General features: G+C 40.2%; 16 protein-coding genes. 13 read left to right on the forward strand and 3 right to left on the reverse strand.

Going from position 1 to position 18,355, the window contains the following annotated elements; all coding sequences use genetic code 11:
• Window positions 1-4: 4 nt before the first annotated feature.
• Window positions 5-1,258 carry a DUF819 family protein gene (locus OB69_RS01125; protein ID WP_053221850.1) on the reverse strand — a complete coding sequence of 418 codons (1,254 nt, stop codon included), beginning with the start codon at window positions 1,256-1,258 and terminating at the stop codon, window positions 5-7.
• A 203-nt stretch (window positions 1,259-1,461) separates the two neighbouring features.
• Between OB69_RS01125 and OB69_RS01130 the strand changes: the two genes are divergently transcribed.
• From OB69_RS01130 to OB69_RS01150, 5 genes are all read left to right on the forward strand, one after another.
• Window positions 1,462-2,853: a sodium-dependent transporter gene (locus OB69_RS01130; RefSeq protein WP_053221851.1), complete on the forward strand. Its 1,392-nt coding sequence runs from the start codon at window positions 1,462-1,464 to the stop codon at window positions 2,851-2,853.
• A 111-nt stretch (window positions 2,854-2,964) separates the two neighbouring features.
• Complete coding sequence (locus OB69_RS01135; protein WP_053221852.1) at window positions 2,965-4,005, forward strand: carbohydrate-binding family 9-like protein; 1,041 nt, start codon at window positions 2,965-2,967, stop codon at window positions 4,003-4,005.
• A complete protein-coding gene (locus OB69_RS01140; RefSeq protein WP_053221853.1) occupies window positions 4,002-5,093 on the forward strand; it encodes a glycoside hydrolase family 10 protein in 1,092 nt (363 codons plus the stop codon). Before OB69_RS01135 ends, OB69_RS01140 begins: the two co-directional genes overlap by 4 nt.
• A 208-nt stretch (window positions 5,094-5,301) precedes the next feature.
• Complete coding sequence (locus OB69_RS01145; RefSeq protein WP_053221854.1) at window positions 5,302-5,637, forward strand: hypothetical protein; 336 nt, start codon at window positions 5,302-5,304, stop codon at window positions 5,635-5,637.
• Window positions 5,638-5,662: 25 nt separating this feature from the next.
• The gene (locus OB69_RS01150; protein ID WP_053221855.1) at window positions 5,663-6,655 is read left to right on the forward strand and encodes a hypothetical protein; all 993 of its coding nucleotides are present in this window, start codon (window positions 5,663-5,665) and stop codon (window positions 6,653-6,655) included.
• 7 nt (window positions 6,656-6,662) lie between these two features.
• On the opposite strand, the gene OB69_RS01155 is transcribed toward OB69_RS01150, so the two are convergent.
• Window positions 6,663-7,328 carry an outer membrane beta-barrel protein gene (locus OB69_RS01155; protein WP_053221856.1) on the reverse strand — a complete coding sequence of 222 codons (666 nt, stop codon included), beginning with the start codon at window positions 7,326-7,328 and terminating at the stop codon, window positions 6,663-6,665.
• 53 nt (window positions 7,329-7,381) lie between these two features.
• Here OB69_RS01155 and OB69_RS01160 point away from each other — a divergent pair, with 53 nt between their 5' ends.
• Window positions 7,382-7,645: an acyl-CoA-binding protein gene (locus OB69_RS01160; RefSeq protein ID WP_053221857.1), complete on the forward strand. Its 264-nt coding sequence runs from the start codon at window positions 7,382-7,384 to the stop codon at window positions 7,643-7,645.
• 107 nt (window positions 7,646-7,752) lie between these two features.
• The gene (locus tag OB69_RS01165; RefSeq protein ID WP_053221858.1) at window positions 7,753-8,217 is read left to right on the forward strand and encodes a hypothetical protein; all 465 of its coding nucleotides are present in this window, start codon (window positions 7,753-7,755) and stop codon (window positions 8,215-8,217) included.
• 121 nt (window positions 8,218-8,338) lie between these two features.
• On the opposite strand, the gene OB69_RS01170 is transcribed toward OB69_RS01165, so the two are convergent.
• A complete protein-coding gene (locus tag OB69_RS01170) occupies window positions 8,339-9,535 on the reverse strand; it encodes a T9SS type A sorting domain-containing protein (RefSeq protein WP_053221859.1) in 1,197 nt (398 codons plus the stop codon).
• A 324-nt stretch (window positions 9,536-9,859) separates the two neighbouring features.
• Here OB69_RS01170 and purL point away from each other — a divergent pair, with 324 nt between their 5' ends.
• From purL to OB69_RS01200, 6 genes are all read left to right on the forward strand, one after another.
• Window positions 9,860-13,555 carry a phosphoribosylformylglycinamidine synthase gene (gene purL, locus OB69_RS01175; RefSeq protein ID WP_053221860.1) on the forward strand — a complete coding sequence of 1,232 codons (3,696 nt, stop codon included), beginning with the start codon at window positions 9,860-9,862 and terminating at the stop codon, window positions 13,553-13,555.
• A gap of 1,591 nt (window positions 13,556-15,146) precedes the next feature.
• A complete protein-coding gene (locus tag OB69_RS01180; RefSeq protein WP_053221904.1) occupies window positions 15,147-15,728 on the forward strand; it encodes a Crp/Fnr family transcriptional regulator in 582 nt (193 codons plus the stop codon).
• 56 nt (window positions 15,729-15,784) lie between these two features.
• Window positions 15,785-16,123, forward strand: coding sequence for a hypothetical protein (locus OB69_RS01185; RefSeq protein WP_053221861.1), 339 nt, complete (start codon window positions 15,785-15,787; stop codon window positions 16,121-16,123).
• 5 nt (window positions 16,124-16,128) lie between these two features.
• Complete coding sequence (locus tag OB69_RS01190; protein ID WP_053221905.1) at window positions 16,129-16,707, forward strand: NAD(P)H-dependent oxidoreductase; 579 nt, start codon at window positions 16,129-16,131, stop codon at window positions 16,705-16,707.
• A gap of 282 nt (window positions 16,708-16,989) precedes the next feature.
• On the forward strand, window positions 16,990-17,205 hold the full coding sequence (locus OB69_RS18965) for a PLD nuclease N-terminal domain-containing protein (protein WP_053221862.1): 216 nt from the start codon (window positions 16,990-16,992) through the stop codon (window positions 17,203-17,205).
• A gap of 265 nt (window positions 17,206-17,470) precedes the next feature.
• Window positions 17,471-18,346 carry a DUF808 domain-containing protein gene (locus OB69_RS01200; RefSeq protein ID WP_053221863.1) on the forward strand — a complete coding sequence of 292 codons (876 nt, stop codon included), beginning with the start codon at window positions 17,471-17,473 and terminating at the stop codon, window positions 18,344-18,346.
• The last annotated feature ends 9 nt before the right edge of the window (window positions 18,347-18,355 follow it).

An 18,355-nucleotide genomic window follows, 5' to 3' on the forward strand; every position in this document is an offset into this window, starting at 1 on the left:
CCCCTCAAGGCGAAACCCATTCCATTAATTGAGCGCAAAGAATTGCGCCATAAGTACCGAGTGCATAGCCTAAAACGGCAAGTAACACTCCTACTGGGGCTAAAGCTGGGCTAAATGCCGAAGCCACCACTGGAGCCGAAGCGGCTCCACCCACGTTGGCTTGGCTACCAACCGCCACAAAGAAGAAAGGCGCTTTAATAATCTTCGCTACTACAATCATAATGATCACATGAACGAGCATCCAGCTGATACCAATGGCAAACAGCCCTGGATTATCAAACACTTCGCGAATATTCATTTGCATGCCAATAGTAGCCACCAGAATAAAGATAAATACTGAGCCTAAACGGCTAGCGCCCGCACCTTCTAGTTTTCTAGCTTTAGTAAATGACAAACCAACCCCAATGGTAGTAGCAATAACGACCAACCAAAAGAAGTCTGAGTTAAGTGATGTCAAATTGTACTTATTCAAAAAGTCAATATTTCTTTCCATCACGGGCTGAATAGAATCTGCTCCCCAACGCGCCAAAGCAGTAGCCCCAAAAGCTACGGCCAGAATAGTCATTACCTCGGTGAGAGTAGGCACTTTTGCAATACTTGCTTGGTAATCCTCTACCCTTTTCTTTAAGTCATCAATGGCCGTTGTATCCGATTTCAACCAACGGTCTACCCTTTTGGCCTGATTGGCTCCATAAAGCAAAAAGCCTGTCCATATATTGGCGCAGATTACATCGATCACAATCATTTGAGAAAAGAGCTCATCGCTTACTTCATAAATCTCTTTCATGGATGCTTGGTTGGCTCCTCCACCAATCCAGCTACCCGCTACAGTGGTTAAACCTCTCCATACTTCTTCGGCACCCCCAACATCTAAAACACTTGGGGCAACGGCCGAAATAAATAAAATGGCAATCGGTCCACCGATCACAATACCGATGGTGGCGGCAAAAAACATAATCAGGGCTTTTGGCCCTAGATTAATAATGCCCTTTAAATCAATGCTTAAGCAAAGCAAAACCAAACTGGCAGGTAATAAATAGCGTGATGCTACAAAGTATAGGTTCGACTCTTCCCCCGAAATCAAACCCAAAGGCCAATTGAGTAAAGCAGGCAAAAAGTAACAAAGCAGAATACTTGGTACAATAGTGTAAAACTTCTTCCATAAAGGATTTGGAGAATGCGAAGTGTGAAATACTGCGGCAATCACAATCAGAAGTAAACCGAGAACTATGGCATCGTTAGTAAAAAAAGGCTCCATGCTTGTTTAAATTTTGAACCCTAAAAAAAGGGATTTTAATCGTATTTCTAACCTTCTATTCTATCTTCTTCTGCCAATAAGTCGAAATTAAGGTCGAAATCTATGTAAAGGCTACCAGTAAGGGAATTTCTGAAAGATTTTATGACCAATGGGGGGCACGGATTAATTTAAACACATATATTCGGGTTTTAAACTATTCAAATATGGCTACAAGAGGAGGTTTTTCAAGTCGGTTGGGTTTCATTATGGCGGCAGCCGGATCGGCAGTAGGATTAGGTAACATTTGGGGGTTCCCTTATGAAGTAGGACAAGGAGGAGGTGCAGCATTTGTGATGATGTACCTTATTTTTTGCTTTGTATTGTGTTATCCGGTAATGGTTACCGAGATCGCTATTGGTAGAAAAACCGAAAAAAACCCTGTTGGCGCATTCAATGCCTTAGGCTTTAAAAAATGGAATTTTGTAGGGAAAATGGGAATCTTCAGTGGCTTCCTTATTCTTTCTTTCTACAACGTAATTGCGGGCTGGGCTTTTGGCTATGTGTATGAAATGGCCATTGGAAACTTTGCTATCGCAGATCATTTCAGCGAATTTGTTCAAGATGTATTTAAAGTAGGTGCCTACGGAATGGTATTTATGGCTACTACTGCTTTTGTAGTGTCTAAAGGTATTTCAGGTGGTATCGAAAAGGCGGCTAAGTTCCTAATGCCTTCACTGTTAATCATGATTTTGCTGATTGTAGGCTATTCTTTAACCCTTCCAAATGCAATGGACGGTATTAAATTCTATTTAATTCCTGATTTTTCTAAACTAAGTTCAGAGGTAATTATCAATGCCTTGGGTCAAGCTTTCTTCTCTCTTTCTTTGGGAATGGGTGCCTTGATTACTTACGGTTCATACGTAAACAAGAAAGAAAATATTGTTTCTGCTGCGGCCTTTATTACGCTAGCCGATGTGGGTATTGCTGTTTTGGCGGGTATGATGATCTTCCCTCTAATTGGTTTTATGAGTGGAGGAACTATGGACGGTGTAGGTAGTGGCCCTGGTCTAATTTTCGTTACGCTTCCTCAAATTTTCGGAACTATTGGTGGAACTTTTGGCGCAATAGCAGGAACATTGTTCTTCGTACTACTTTGTTTTGCTGCCCTTACATCAACTGTATCTCTACTTGAAGTACCAGTAGCTTATGTAGTAGATGAGAAAAATGTAAGAAGAAGCAGAGCAGTTTGGTTGGTAGCAGGTGCTATTTTCTTGATCGGAATTCCTTCTTTGTTAGGAAATGGTTACTCTGATTTCTTCTCCAACTTTATTACTTACCCAGGCTCTGAAACCGCTACAGATTTCTTGAGTTTTATTGCCAACGTAGCCAATGATACGCTTCTGCCTTTGGGTGGCTGTTTGATAGTTTTCTTTGCAGCACATATTTGGAAAAAGCACAATTTGGATGAAGAACTCTCTCACGGTGCTCCAAACTACAAAGGCTCTTTCCTTCAGAAGTACCTGAATTTTGCTGTAGGCTACTTAGCTCCAGCTGTTCTTGGATTCATTTTCATTATTACTGTTTTGAAAACATACTTTGGGGTAGACATTTTTTAATTACTCTTAAGAATTTATGATATTGAACCTCTTCCGTTTCGGGAAGAGGTTTTTTTATTTATGAAGTTGAAACATCTCCTATTTTTCGTAATTCTTTTTGGTCATTGCATTATGGTCAAAGCCCAATTTCAGTTTATCGAAGGGCGATCTTACCTAAGTCATAAAACAAGCACTACTCTCAAAATTGATGGTTTGGCAAACGAAGATGCTTGGCAGGCAGCGCCATGGACGGATACTTTTATAGACATTGAGGGAAACAAGAAACCCAAGCCTTATTTCGATACCCGAATGAAAATGCTCTGGGATAACGACTACTTCTATTTTTATGCTGAAATGGAAGAACCACAGGTTTGGGCTAAACTCACCCAACGCGATGCCGTGATATTCTACGACAATGATTTCGAGATTTTTATTGACCCAGATGGCGATACTCATAACTATTACGAATTTGAAGTAAATGCCTTCAATACTGTTTGGGATTTACTACTCACCCGCCCTTACCGCAATGGCGGACACGCCATAGACCATTGGGACATTCACGGACTAAAGTCCGCAGTCCATGTCAACGGAACCCTAAACGACCCTAGTGATAAAGACCAAGGCTGGTCAGTTGAAGTGGCCATTCCGTGGGATGCCCTCAGCGAAGCCACCAGCATGAAAGCCCCGCCCAACAATGGTGACCAATGGCGTTTGAATTTCTCGCGCGTGCAATGGAAGACCGAAGTTATGGATGGAAAATATGTAAAACAGAAAGATTCTAAAACAGGCAAAAACCTACCAGAACATAATTGGGTATGGTCGCCACAAAGGGCCATTGCCATGCACGAACCTGAGTTTTGGGGCATTGTTCAGTTTTCAGACAAAAATGTGCTTGATGAAGGCTTTAGTATTATAAAAGTTAATAAAGCCGAAGAGGAAATAAGGCAAGTGCTTTACTATTTTCATCGAGCTCAAATTGATTTCAGAAGAGAACATAAAGTATTTGATCAATCACTCAAAAATTTTAACCTTCCTAAGAAAGTGGGACGATCAACCGAAGTAAACTTCACCTTGAACACTACGGAACAGACCTATTTATTAAAAGCACAAACGACAGATGCAACTTGGTTCATTAATGAAACAGGTAGAATCTGGAAAGAAATAAAACCATGAAAAAACGCGACTTTATAAAAAACATTGGCCTCGGTTCAGCAGCCTTTATGCTGGCACCTACCCTACTTACTTCGTGCGGAACTGCCAATTCTACTGAAGAAGATTTTAAATACTGGGTGTGGGTAGATGGCAACAATGAAAAAACCATAGCCGACTGGAAAACAGAATTAACTGGGCTTCGCGAAGCAGGAATAACCGGGCTTATAATTGGTGGTGGACGACAAATGCTAGAGAAACTAATTCCGATAGCACAAGAGCTTGGGCAAGAAGTACATGCTTGGCTTTGGACCATGAACCGCCCGGGCGACACCGAAGCACAAGCGCATCCGGAATGGTATGCCGTGAGCAGAAATGGAGAATCGAGTCTTGATGTAAACCCCTATGTAGGTTATTACCAATGGCTTTGCCCTTCCAAACCAGAAGTGCAAGAATATGTGAAGAATTTCATGGTGTCGCATTGCGATATTGAAGGGCTTTCGGCCATTCATTTAGACTATGTTCGCTATTGCGATGTCATTCTTCCCAAAGGGCTTTGGGCTAAATACGACTTAGTACAAGACCACGAAATGCCCGAATATGACTTCTGCTATTGCGAAACTTGCCAAGGTAATTTCGAAGCAGAAAATGGATACAGACCCGACAGCTTAGAAGACCCGAGTCAAGATGAAAAGTGGAGAAAATACAGATGGGACAGTATTACTAAACTGGTAAATCAAGTTTCGGCAGCAGTACATGCTGAGGGTAAAAAAATGTCGGCAGCAGTATTCCCTTACCCTGAATTGGCCAGAAAACTCGTGCGCCAGTCTTGGAACGAATGGGATTTGGACATTGTGTTCCCTATGATTTACCACAACTTCTATGAAGAAGACATTCCTTGGATTGAATATGCTACGCAACAAGGCGTGAATGATTTGAATGGTAAATTCCCTCTACATACAGGTGTTTATTTACCAGAAATGAAACCAGAAGAAATTGCTCAAGCCATAGCTGCCGCCAAAGCAGGTGGAGCCAAGGGCATGTCTTTCTTTTCTAACGGGGCTTTAAAAGACGAAAGACTGAAGGCCTTTGCGGCTGTGAAAAAATCTTGACGCAAAACACTATTTTCAGAATACAAAAGGAGCAAATCAATGTGGTTTGCTCCTTTTCATTTACAATAACTTTAATGCAACTCAAGTGATTTTAGTACTACCCGCAAATCAACTTCAATATTAAGTTTCTTTTATCATTTAATAGGAGCACAATATCTGTAAAGATATTTTCATTAATTGTACCCTAACATCATCACCGAATACCTCAATGAACTATCATAAGCGCAAATTCAGAGCTGTAATAAATACAGTAAACTGCGAAATTTCGAGCGAAACAGTTTTTGAATATATACAGGAAGGATCAGTTCTTAGTGCTCAATACCAAGGGGGACAGGTGGTTAAAGGGCATATATCAGGATTAGTTGATGACCAAGGGTATATCGAAATGCATTACCACCAAGTAAATCAAAAGGGAGAAGTATCAAAAGGCATGTGCTATTCACGCCCAGAAATACTTAGTAATGGCAAAATTAGGCTACACGAAGCTTGGAAGTCGGCCTCGGGAGATATTTCGGAAGGAAGTTCTATATTAGACGAAATTTAGACTTTTAAAACCCCATACTTTTTGTATGCGTAATACTACCCTTCTAATTAGCCTCGTATGGCTAGTTTCTTCTTGTGCTACAGTCATTAATGGCAATTATTCGCAAGTAAGTATAAAGTCCGACCAAGCGGTCAACTATATCTATGAAGGCGACACCATTATTAACAAACTGAGCGACCCCGTTACTTTTGTAGCCAAAAATAGCAAAGAGCCTATTACAGTATCAATTTTTACTGAAGAGAAAACCAAGCAAGTACATATTCTCCCTAAAAAAGCGCCTGTCTATTGGCTTAACACATTCAGTCCTTATTTTTCTGGCTTTTTAGTGGATGAAATCACAGGCAAGAAATGGAAATACCCAAGGAAAGTGTTTATTGACCTGAATAAACCGGGTAATGCTTATACGCCATACTTCCCTATGGACAGCACTTTGTTATACAGAAAAAATAAAGTTGGATTCAATCCATTATCAATGGTAATAGGATATCACCCTGGAATTGAAGTAAGCTACGAGCGATTGCACGGAAGTAAGTTTGGCACTCAACTAAGCTATACTTACTTTTTAAGCAGAGACAATGATTTTGCCAGGAATAGTAAGGGATATAAAATAGTATTGGAGGAAAAGTACTTTTTCAGAAACCATGAAAACACACGTTGGTATTCAGGAATAGCAGCCGAGTTCTTTTATAAGCAAAACGATGCCGACATCAGCTATTACACCGAGCCAATACCTAATCAGCGATTTCACTTTAGAGAAAGAACCAGAATTAATAAACAATTCGTTTCCATCACCCCCCATATTGGATTACAGTATTATTTAACCCGAGGCTTTGTTGTTGAAACCTATTTTGGTATAGGGTTAAGGCATAGAAAAGTTACCTACCCTTCAATACCTGAAAATTACATCAAACAACCCGGCTTTTGGGAATGGTTTGATTTAAGTTATTCATCGAACAAAAAAGAAACAGCTTGGTCGGCAAATTTCGACCTAAGTTTAAAACTGAGCTGGGCTTTTTAAAAAGCCGCTAATCCCTAAGAATTGAGTAGCCAATACTGAAAACCAATTGGCTTTGTTTAGGCACCAATTCTCTCTCAATCAGTCGGGATAAACTCTCTTCAGTTTTACTCAAGCCAAATTCATATTTAAAATCAAGCAGCAGGTGATTGATATCAAGCCCAAGACCAAGCCGCCACAGAATGGTCATCTGATTATATTCTTGAGTTACGTTAATCCTTTCATTCAAAAAATACTCGTTTCCAGAAAGCATTAAACTAAAACCGGGGCCAGTATCTAACCTCAAATTGCCAATATTAACACCAATCGAAAGCGGAATTTCGAGTGTGGTAAATTCAAAGTCAGCACTAGGATTAAATCCAACTACACCATCGTAATTCAAGAAATCCAATCTACTTTGGGCAGTAGATAAAAGTAACTCAGGCTGTACATAAACATTATTCACCCTTACTTTAGCAAACAAGCCAAACTGGTAGCCAATCTCATTTCCTTCTTCCGGAATACAGACGTAATCGCTATCGATTCTAATTTTCGGACTAACAATTTTAAAAACAGGCCCTGCCTTATAACTAACATCATAAAAATCTTGAGCCTGAGCAAAAGAAAACGAACCCATGAAGGCGATAATCGCTATCGAGCTCTTTAAAATCATTTCGCCCCATTTTCTTAATTGCATATCGCTGAAGATTCAATAATTTTAGACTTCAAATTTATATAAATAACATCGGAATGGAATCAAACGAAGCATTTCAGAATGCATTAAAAACAGTGGACACCCTTACCCAACGTCCATCCAACGAACAACTTTTAAAGCTGTACGCCCTTTACAAACAAGCTACCCACGGAGACAACGATACTGAAAGACCGGGCGGTTTCGACTTTAAAGCTGCTGCCAAATACAATGCGTGGGAAAAATTTAAAGGTGAAAGCAAAGAGAATGCAATGAAAGCTTATATCGACCTTGTAAATGAGTTAAAATCCGCTGAAAGTTAATTTCACAATAGCAGCTTATCAATGTCGTTTACCCTAGGCGACAACAATAAATTATATTTTTCTTCGCATATTGCGAACGGTTAAATCAAAATTCAAAACAAACAACAATGGGATTATTTAGTTTCGGAAAGAAAAAGAAGAAACCTGCTAGATCTTGTGATTTAGAAGGCTCACTATTAGAATTCGGTGAAGGCTATCTTCTTACATCCGCACAGATTATTAAATCAAAACGCTTTTGGGATAACAAAATGATAGAGCCTGAAACACTGGCTTATTCAAAAGCTCATTTTCAAAGAAATGACGAAATGGGTACCAAAATGCGCACAATGATTTTTCAAAAATACAGCAGCCAAGAAAAACCTTGGTTATTGGGTGACGGTCAGGTCAGCCAATTTGAAATTGATAAAGAACAAGCCAAAGAATATGCCCGTCAATGGTGGGAATCAAGCTTTAGCTTCACCCCTCCTTCGGCAGGTGCTGCAGAAAAAAATATGGATGCAGAAGAATATGAAAAATGGCGCGATTACGCTATCAATAAAGCTGGAGAAGAGCAATTGAGTAAAATGAAGTAATCGCCTTAGGCATACAAAATAATTAATCATCCGTCAGTTCAACATCATATGATGAGCTGCCGGATTTTTTTTTACCTGAAGCCGAAAACTCTATTTTCATTTAAACTTCCAGCGGTAATAATTAATTATCTACCATAAATTTGACCTTTTGGCGCTGACCTGATTTGTCAAAAATAATTAAATGATACACCCCAGGCGGCAAATCAGCTATTGAGAAAGTGCTTACTTGATCAACCCTTGACACAGGCTTTCTAGTAGTCATATTTCCATAACTATTAATCACCCATATCTCTTCAATCAAATTAGTACTCCTTATATTCAACACATTGCTGGCTGGATTTGGAAAAATTTTCAATTCGGAGTCTTCGGTTTTGAATTGAATAGATATAATTTCAAAAAATTCAGACTCACCGTTGAAATCAGTTTGCTTTAATCGGTAATACCACCTTCCCGAGTATGGCGGTGTATCGGTAATTGAATAAGATGTAAGTCCATTAGTGGTTCCCTTTCCCGATAACATTCTTATTTCATGCCACTCTCGCCCATCCGAAGATCGATACACTGTGAAATGACTATTATTCTCTTCAGAAGCTGTTTTCCACTCCACTTGCACGTAATTTTCAATTTGGAGACAAGTAAAGCTCAATAGATTTACGGGAAGAGAGTTAGCATTATCAGGAACACAGCTAGCATAGTTACTATAGACTGAACCCGCACCGCCCCCGTCATTCCAAGTCACATAATCCCCATCAGTGTCTGTGTCCCAATTGTCTATGTAAGTAAAATCGGTTTGATTACCATTTATAATCGAACGAAAAAGCCGATTTGATGACGGAGAATTAGCAAATTTTCCAGTTGATGGCCAACTGGTATCTTCAGAAAACATAACATAAATATTCCCTAAATTCTGACCACAAAAAGCACTAAAATCAATCGTATCCACCACATCATCATTCAAGACCAGAATGTGACTACCTGCTGCAATGGAGGTAGACCCTGGAATTACATTGATAAAGGAAAAATCACAACCTACCAATTGAGCATTAAGGCTAGAAACAAAAGTAGAATTTCCCCCTGCAACAAAAGAATCAGTAATAGTACCTAAACTAGCAATGTCGGTTGAAGAATATTGAATGTTAATATTGGTGGCATTGGCGGTAAAAGAACTACCACCACTGTAGAGTATAAGGTATTCGCTGGCTCCTTCAGAAGGGCCACAGCCGTTTATTAAGGCTGTAACAAGTTGAGCACTTTGTTCGGCATAAGCGCATAGCGTAATATGGAACAAACAGACGGCTGCTAACAGACGTTTGAACATGGTACAATTTAGCTTTGGTTGAGGTATCTCAATAATTGAGATGCTCAAAGTACCGTTATCACGATGACAAAAAACATACCCTCAAGAGGGTATATTACTGCAATAAGACAACCATAATTTACTTAAAACCAAATTTTTACTTTTTTAAAAAATCTTTAATGTACTCGAAGAAAATGAGAGCTGAAGTTCTCAAGAATGAATCACTAGTCTTGGTTTCCAATTTTAATAAATCACATTGCTCAATCTCCATGTTTTTAATTCCCAATGCCGAATCTTTTACTAATTTTGCTCACCTAAATCTACACCCCTTAAAACCTCGTTCTAATGATTCAGTTTTTCGATGCAGGAAACGATAAAATCTACGCTTTAGGCCTTACCCAACCCCTTCAAAATCAAGACATACCAAAGCTTTCGTGGCTTTTTGGGAATGCTACTTTGATTGAAAGCGAAACGCTAGAGGGCACTTTTGTCGGCCCCAGAAAAGAAATGATTACGCCTTGGAGTACCAATGCTGTTGAGATTACGCAAAACATGGGCGTTGCCGGAATCGAGCGTATCGAAGAATTTGACAAAGTAGATTTAAGCAATACCGCTTTCGATCCCATGTTGCAAGCGGCTTACAAAGGTTTAGATCAGGAAATTTATAGCATTGATGTAAAGCCAGAACCTGTGCTTTATATCGAAGACATTGCGGCTTATAACCAGCAAGAAGGTTTAGCGCTGAACCAAGAAGAAATTGATTACCTCAACGGAGTTAGCGAGCAACTGGGCAGAAAACTTACTGATGGCGAAGTATTCGGATTTTCTCAGGTAAACTCAGAACACTGCCGTCACAAAATCTTTAATGGCGTGTTCATTATCGATGGTCAAGAAATGCCTACTTCCCTATTCAAGCTAATTCGTAAAACTTCAGAAGCACACCCGGGTAGATTGGTGTCTGCTTATAAAGACAACGTAGCGTTTGTGGAAGGCCCTCGTGTAGAGCAATTTGCACAAAAAACCCAAGACAAAGCCGACTGGTTCGAAACCAAAGACTTTGATTCGGTTATTTCATTGAAAGCCGAAACACACAACTTCCCTACTACCGTAGAGCCTTTTAACGGAGCGGCCACGGGTGCAGGCGGAGAAATTAGAGATAGAATGGCGGGTGGAAAAGGTTCTATGCCTTTGGCGGGAACTGCCGTATACATGACTTCCTACTCTCGTTTAGAAAACGACAGAAACTGGGAAGCCAACATGCCCGAAAGAAAATGGCTTTATCAAACCCCAATGGACATTCTGATCAAAGCTTCGAACGGGGCTTCTGATTTTGGAAATAAATTCGGTCAACCGCTGATTGCTGGTTCTGTACTTACTTTTGAACACCAAGAAGCCGACAAAAAATACGGTTTCGATAAGGTGATTATGCTGGCCGGTGGCGTGGGTTACGGAAAGAAAAAAGATGCTTTGAAGGAGTCTCCTGCGGCAGGCGATAAAATCGTGGTAATGGGTGGCGACAACTACCGCATTGGTATGGGCGGAAGTGCTGTATCTTCTGTAGATACGGGTGTTTTCTCTAGCGGTATTGAATTAAATGCCATTCAGCGTTCGAACCCAGAAATGCAAAAGCGTGTGTACAACGCGGTGCGTGCCATGGCCGAAATGGATGACAACCCAATCGTTTCTATACACGATCACGGAGCAGGCGGTCATTTGAACTGCCTTTCGGAACTGGTAGAAGAAACAGGCGGCACCATTGACGTGAAGAAACTGCCCGTAGGCGATCCTACCCTTTCCGACAAAGAGATTATCGGTAACGAATCTCAAGAGCGAATGGGCTTGGTAATGAAGCAAAAAGACATTGAATTGATGGAGCGCGTGGCCAAAAGAGAAAGGGCTCCTTTCTATGTGGTGGGTGAAACCACTGGCGACCAACACTTCAAATTTGAGAATAAAGTATCGGGTGAAAACCCAATTGATTGGAACCTCTCTCATATGTTTGGTTCTTCTCCAAAAACCATTTTGAAAGACAAAACCGTAGCCAACAAGTTTGCGGACTTGGCTTACGACAACGCTAAAATTGAAGACTATTTAAAAGCGGTGCTGCAGTTAGAAGCAGTAGCGTGTAAAGATTGGCTGACCAACAAAGTAGACCGTTGCGTTACGGGGCGTGTGGCCAAGCAGCAAACAGCAGGGCCAATTCAGTTGCCTTTGAACAACGTGGGCGTAATGGCCATGGATTACCGAGGCATCAAAGGAATTGCCACTTCTATCGGTCATGCACCAGTGTCGGCTTTGGTCGATCCAGTGGCAGGTTCTCAGCTTTCGATTGCTGAGGCTTTGACAAACATTATTTGGGCACCGATTGAAGGCGGACTCAAAAACGTATCGTTGAGCGCCAACTGGATGTGGCCAGCGAAAAACGAAGGCGAAAACGCTCGCTTATACAAAGCGGTAGAAGGCGTAAGTCAGTTTGCCATCGAGTTAGGCATCAATATTCCTACGGGGAAAGATTCCATGTCGATGACGCAGAAATACGAGAACGATGTGGTATACTCTCCTGGTACTGTGATTATTTCTGCCGTAGGCGAAGTAACCGACCTGAAGAAAGTAGTGGAGCCTGTGCTTCAACCGATTGTCAACTCTTCTTTATTGTACATCGATCTTTCTGAAGATGATTTTAAACTGGGCGGAAGTTCATTTGCGCAAATCATTGGCAAAGTGGGCACTTCGGCACCAATGGTAAAAAACAGCGCGAAATTCGCCAAAACCTTCGATTTGATTCAGACTTTAATTGAAGAAGAACACATTTTGGCCGGACACGATATTTCTGCCGGAGGTATGGTAACCGCCTTATTGGAAATGTGTTTTGCACAAGAAGAATTTGGTTTGGAAGTGGACCTTTCTGGCATCAAGGCGGGAGACGATGCGCAATTGCTCTTCTCTGAAAAGCCAGGTTTGATCATTCAAATTGCCAACGAAAATAACGTTTCGGTAAAAGACAGACTGAAAGCCTTGGGCGTAAGCTACCATGAAATTGCGGTACCAAAACCAGAAGACGAAGTTTCGATTAAAACAGCCAACGCTGATTACAACTTCGATATTTTGGAAATGAGAGACCTTTGGTACAAAACTTCTTTTTTATTAGACCAAAAACAAAGCGGTGCCGAACTGGCCAAAACCCGTTTTGAAAACTATAAAAAACAACCTTTAGAATTCTCTTTCCCGCAAGGCTTCGAAGGCCAATATGCAGCTTTGGGTTTAAACCCCGACCGCAAAGAGAAAACGGGAATCAAAGGAGCGATTATTCGTGAAAAAGGCGTGAATGGTGACAGAGAAATGGCTTATGCCATGCATTTGGCTGGTTTCGATGTGAAGGACATTCACATGACCGACCTTATTTCTGGTGCCGAAGACCTGAGCGATGTTAACTTTATTGCCTTTGTAGGTGGATTCTCCAATTCCGATGTATTGGGCTCTGCCAAAGGCTGGGCCGGTGCTTTCTTGTATAACGAAAAAGCAAAAGCCGCCCTCGACAATTTCTATGCCCGTGAAGACACCATTTCATTGGGGATTTGTAACGGTTGCCAGTTGATGGGCGAACTTGGTTTGCTTTACCCAGAACACGAAACGCATCCTAAATTAAAGCACAACATTGCAGGAAAATTTGAGTCGGGTTTTGTGAATGTGACCATTCCAGAAAATGACTCGGTAATGCTAGGCTCACTTTCGGGTGCAAGGCTTGGTATTTGGGTGGCGCACGGTGAAGGCCGTTTTGCTTTACCAGAGAAAGAGTCGGCTTACAATGTAATTGCTAAATACTCTTACGAGGCCTACCCTGCTTCGCCAAACGGTTCTGACTACCATGTAGCAGGTTTGGCCAGTAAAGACGGCAGACACTTGGCCATTATGCCGCATTTCGAGCGCTCCATTTTCCCTTGGAACTGGGCACACTACCCAATAGAACAACGCAAAGACATCCTCAGCCCGTGGATTAAAGCCTTTATAAATGCTAAGGAATGGGTGGCTGCGCGAGCGTAGCTCGGTAATGCGTATTGAGTATTAAGTATTGAGCCGCTAAGGCTTGTAAAGTATCAGAACCCGCTTCATCCGACACTAAGGAAGGAGCGGGTTTTTTGTTGGAAGTGGTAAGAAATAAAAAAGTCACGTATATTCATGGCTATAAGTCACTTTTGTGATTGTATAAAGTTGTGCCTTACTATTACCATGCCCAAAAAGCCAGACCCTAGAATTTTATTTGAGTATTCAGGAGAATTATTCAAGTTTATGAAGATTTTCCCAAGCAAATCAGACTAGTCATTATATTTTCATATTTATGACGATTCAACCTCCATCGTTCAATCACCAAAAACACATTTAGAGGAAAGAGGTGATAATAAAATCGATCTGAAGGATTACATAGAAACTGGATTTCAAAGACATAAAATTAGTTATCATCAAAGCGGGATTATTCACTCAACTAACAAAAATCGTGAACGCCTAAGGGATGGAGTAACCGGGATTCCGTTTAATGAAATCGATATATCTAAGCTGATCTTAGTCATTCTCTCCAAAAAAGTCGATCTACTCCCGAAAGAAAATGGCACTAAAAAACCAACAGACATAATTCTTAAGTTGCCTGAATCCATTTCTCCATTCACTATACATTTTGACGTATATCGGCAATCGAGAGAGTCTGAACTAGATACAAGTAACCCAAATTTACTTTACAACTTTTTTCTCCTTCTGAACTTTAAAAATAAGGAATTTGGCTTGAGAATCTACCTTCAAAGGATTTCGGGAGCCTCCCCACCATGGCCTCCATTCAACATAATACTACATAGGATAGGGTAAAACTCATCCTCGATTGCATCGAGGAGGTAAGACAAGTCGGTTTTAAACCGATTAGTAAATCAAAAGAAAAAAGCTTCCAAAATAGCTACCTATGAGATCGGCTATATTTGCAATTCTAACCATAATAAAGGCAGGGATAATCATCTATTTCGTTGCTCGAATTATGATGAGCCTATTTAAGAAGAACGACCCAACTTCAAAACGTAAAGCTCTAACCCAATTCCTTTCAATGTTCGGCCTTCTAATAGGATTAACAATTCTTGAATTCGGCATTTCATTTTTACTACCAACAGACGGTTAGCCCAACACATCCACTGTCGCAGGTTCTCCGATTTATCTGCCTTTGGCAGGACCTGTGACCACTATTCACCAAGGACTCTGTCCTTGGGAAACCGTATTCATCTCCAACATTGAAGCTTTAGACCCTTCGTTCCTCAGGGAAAGAAAAGAGACATCATCGAACAATTAACCTTTCCAAGGTCAGTAGGCGCTAGATCATTTTCGTTCAACTAATTCCCTTTTTGCGATTAAACAAGTAAACCAACAACCTGATTAAAATGGTTAAAACCATTCCCTAACGTTATGCATTCTAATAGCCCACGGTTTAAACCGTGGGCTATAAAGTAAAAGGTTTCCATTAACCGTTTCAACGGTTTGCACCAATTACCCCCTCTTTATAAGCAACATAGGAGACTCTTACTCCATTATCTATATTTGCCAATACTATAGGCGCTTTATATAAAGCTCAAAGAGAAAAGTTATACACAAACCGTTGGAAATGGATAGTGAGAAAATATTAGACGAAATTGGAGAAATATACACTCCGCTATCAACTGAATGTAAACAAGAATTCATTGCTTGTTCAAAAATTAAAGCTTTCAAAAGAGGTGAAGTGGTAATTCGTGAAAAGCAGTTTTCTAAAAAAGCCTATTTAATTATGAAAGGCTGTGCACGGGCGTATTACTTAAAAGATGGCAAGGACATTTCAGATTGGTTTACCTTCGAAAATCAGTTTATGGCTTCTGTTGTGAGTTTTTTTAGTGATGCACCAAGCCCTCACTATGTTGAGTTTGTGGAAGATTCAGTTGTTCTGGAGTTTTCAAAAGACACCGTTGAAAAGCTATCCAGCAAGCATCATGATTTTGAACGTTTTATTAGTAAAGTGGTAACAGAAACAATGTTAGGTCTTTGCGAAAGATTGTATACCATTCAATTCAATAAAGCAGAAGACAGGTACAAACACCTCTTAAATATATATCCCGATATAACCCAAAGAATTCCTCTCACCCATATTGCCTCCTATTTAGGTATTACCCTTGAAACTTTAAGCAGAATAAGAGGTCTTAAAAACCCAATTTGATCTATATCAAATTCCAACTCTTCCATTAGAGTGACTTTTGTTGAAAAGAACAAACAATGGAAGAAAACAACAGACAACTTAAGTCTATTTGGGGAAAGTGGTGGGAACCCATTAGAAAATGGTTCTACCCTGCTTGGTTAGGCTACGAAACTTCAATTCGCTTTTACGATTACTCACTATCGATTCATCAATATTTCATAAAGCAGAAGGATGGTATCGCATCAGACATTGGGAAAACTGGCACACAAGTTTTAGATATTTTCTCGAGCGTAGGCACTTTCGTTGTCTGCACGCTTTTCTTAACTGTGCCTGCCTGCTTTGTGCTTTATAAATTTTTCAAAATTGAAAATTTGACGAGCTCTAAATTTGAATCAAAATTGAAACCCATTTTCTGATGAACATGAAAAAAACACTCATAATAAATGGTCATCCTGATGCGGAGAGTTTCAGTTTTGCAATTTCAGAAGCATATAAGAAGGGCGCACGAGAATCGAATATTGAGATCAAAGAAATTAATATTCGAGAACTGAATTTCAGCCCAAACCTTCAATTTGGTTATCGGAAGCGAACTGAACTGGAGCCTGATTTACTAGACGCCCAAGAGAAATTAAAATGGGCAGATCATTTGGTTTGGATTTATCCTATTTGGTGGAGTTCTGTACCTGCCATAATGAAAGGTTTTTTAGACCGGGTACTACTTCCTGGGTTTGCCTTTAGTAAAAGAGAAAAGTCATTGCTTTGCTCCCCTCATTTGAGCGGAAAGACAGCAAGAATAATTTGCACAATGGATCAGCCGACTTGGTACTACAGATTAATTTATCGAGGCCCGAGTCATAATGCCATGAAAAGAGGAACCTTGAAGTTTATTGGTGTAAAAAAAGTAAAGATCACCGCTATTGGACCAATAAGACTATCAAAAGAAGATTTCAGGCTAAAATGGTTGAAGAAAATTGAAAAATTAGGACAAATGAACAAGTAGCAGTCATCTATATCCTTAGTTTTTGTAGACAATAAGCCCAATTAAAATGGTTAAAACCATTCCTCAAATCATGCATTAATATAGCCCACGGTTTAAACCGTGGGCTATAAAGCAAAATATTCCATTTACTGTTTCAACGGTTTGATCTAGCGCTACTTGATCGTATCGGAGGTTCAAGATAAATCTATTTTATTTACGTCTTTAAAATCAGTATATTCATGGCTATACTTTGTGTTTGTGACTGATGAATAAGGTTACATTTTATTTTAAAAAAGAAAAAACATGGATTTAATATCTCCGGGTTTTGGTTTGATTTTGTATCAATCTGTCATATTGCTGGCTATACTCTTGCCAATTCTATGTCTGGTGAGCATATTGAAGCATCAATTTAACGGCAACGACAAACTTATATGGGTTCTTGTCGTAATTTTTGTACCCATTCTGGGGCCGATCTTTTACCTAACGATGGGCCGTAAAAAGAGATTAGAAAGTAAATAGACTTTTCGTTTGTGAAAACCAATCTAGCTCTACTCATCCTCGATTGTATCGAGGATGAACGACAAATCGGTTTCGAACCGATATGGTTTAGCACCAAGCTCTAACATTAAGGCTTTATACCCTCCGTACCTTGTCTTCGGAGGCTGGCTCAGGGAAAGAAAAGAGACTGCACCTGAAAGTTGTAGCCGTTGTACAGTTTCACTAGATTTATCTCACATTTCTAAAATAGAGGAATTCAACCTATTCAAAACAGATAATACATAATATGGCTTCAGGATTTTTTGCGCTATTCGATGACATTGCAGTGCTCATGGATGATGTAGCGGTGATGACCAAAGTGGCAACCAAGAAAACAGCCGGCTTACTGGCAGATGACTTGGCCGTAAATGCAGAAAAGGCCTCGGGTTTTGTTTCGTCTAGAGAGTTGCCCGTTTTATGGAAAATAACCAAAGGTTCTTTTCTAAATAAGCTCATAATCCTGCCCATTGCTTTTCTATTGAGTGCTTATCTACCAGAAGCAATTGTCCCCATTCTATTAATTGGAGGCATGTATTTAGCTTTTGAGGGTGCCGAAAAAATATATCACTACCTATTCCATAGAAACCACACTAAGCAAGCTGTTGACTTGATAAAACCATCGAAGGCGGAAGTACTAGCGCGAGAAGCAAAAAAAATTAAATCGGCCATTATTGTGGACTTCATCTTATCGGTAGAGATTGTGATTATAGCCTTGAGCTCAGTGGTTGAGGAGCCTATCAATGTTCAAATTATTGTGGTAACGGTTATCGCCATATTGGCCACTATCGGTGTTTACGGCTTAGTAGCATTACTGGTAAGAATGGATGATATAGGCTATAAGTTGATTGCAAAGAGCGGCAACCAAGCTGGGGCATCAAAAAGTATAGGTACCGCCCTAATAAAGACTTTGCCCGTTTTGATCAGAGTATTAACCGTTGTGGGAACCATCGCCATGATTTTAGTGGGCGGAGGAATATATGTTCACAACATTCACTTTATACATGAACTTGTACATGCTCTGCCCGGAATATTGGGTGAATTTATCGTTGGCTTGATTGTAGGTATTATAGCATTAACTCTTTTTAAAGGTCTGTCTAAAATTTTCAAAAGAGGCAAGAAGTAGAACCGTTAT

The organism is Roseivirga seohaensis subsp. aquiponti (genome assembly GCF_001267955.1).
In the GTDB taxonomy this organism is placed as follows: Bacteria; Bacteroidota; Bacteroidia; order Cytophagales; family Cyclobacteriaceae; genus Roseivirga; species Roseivirga seohaensis.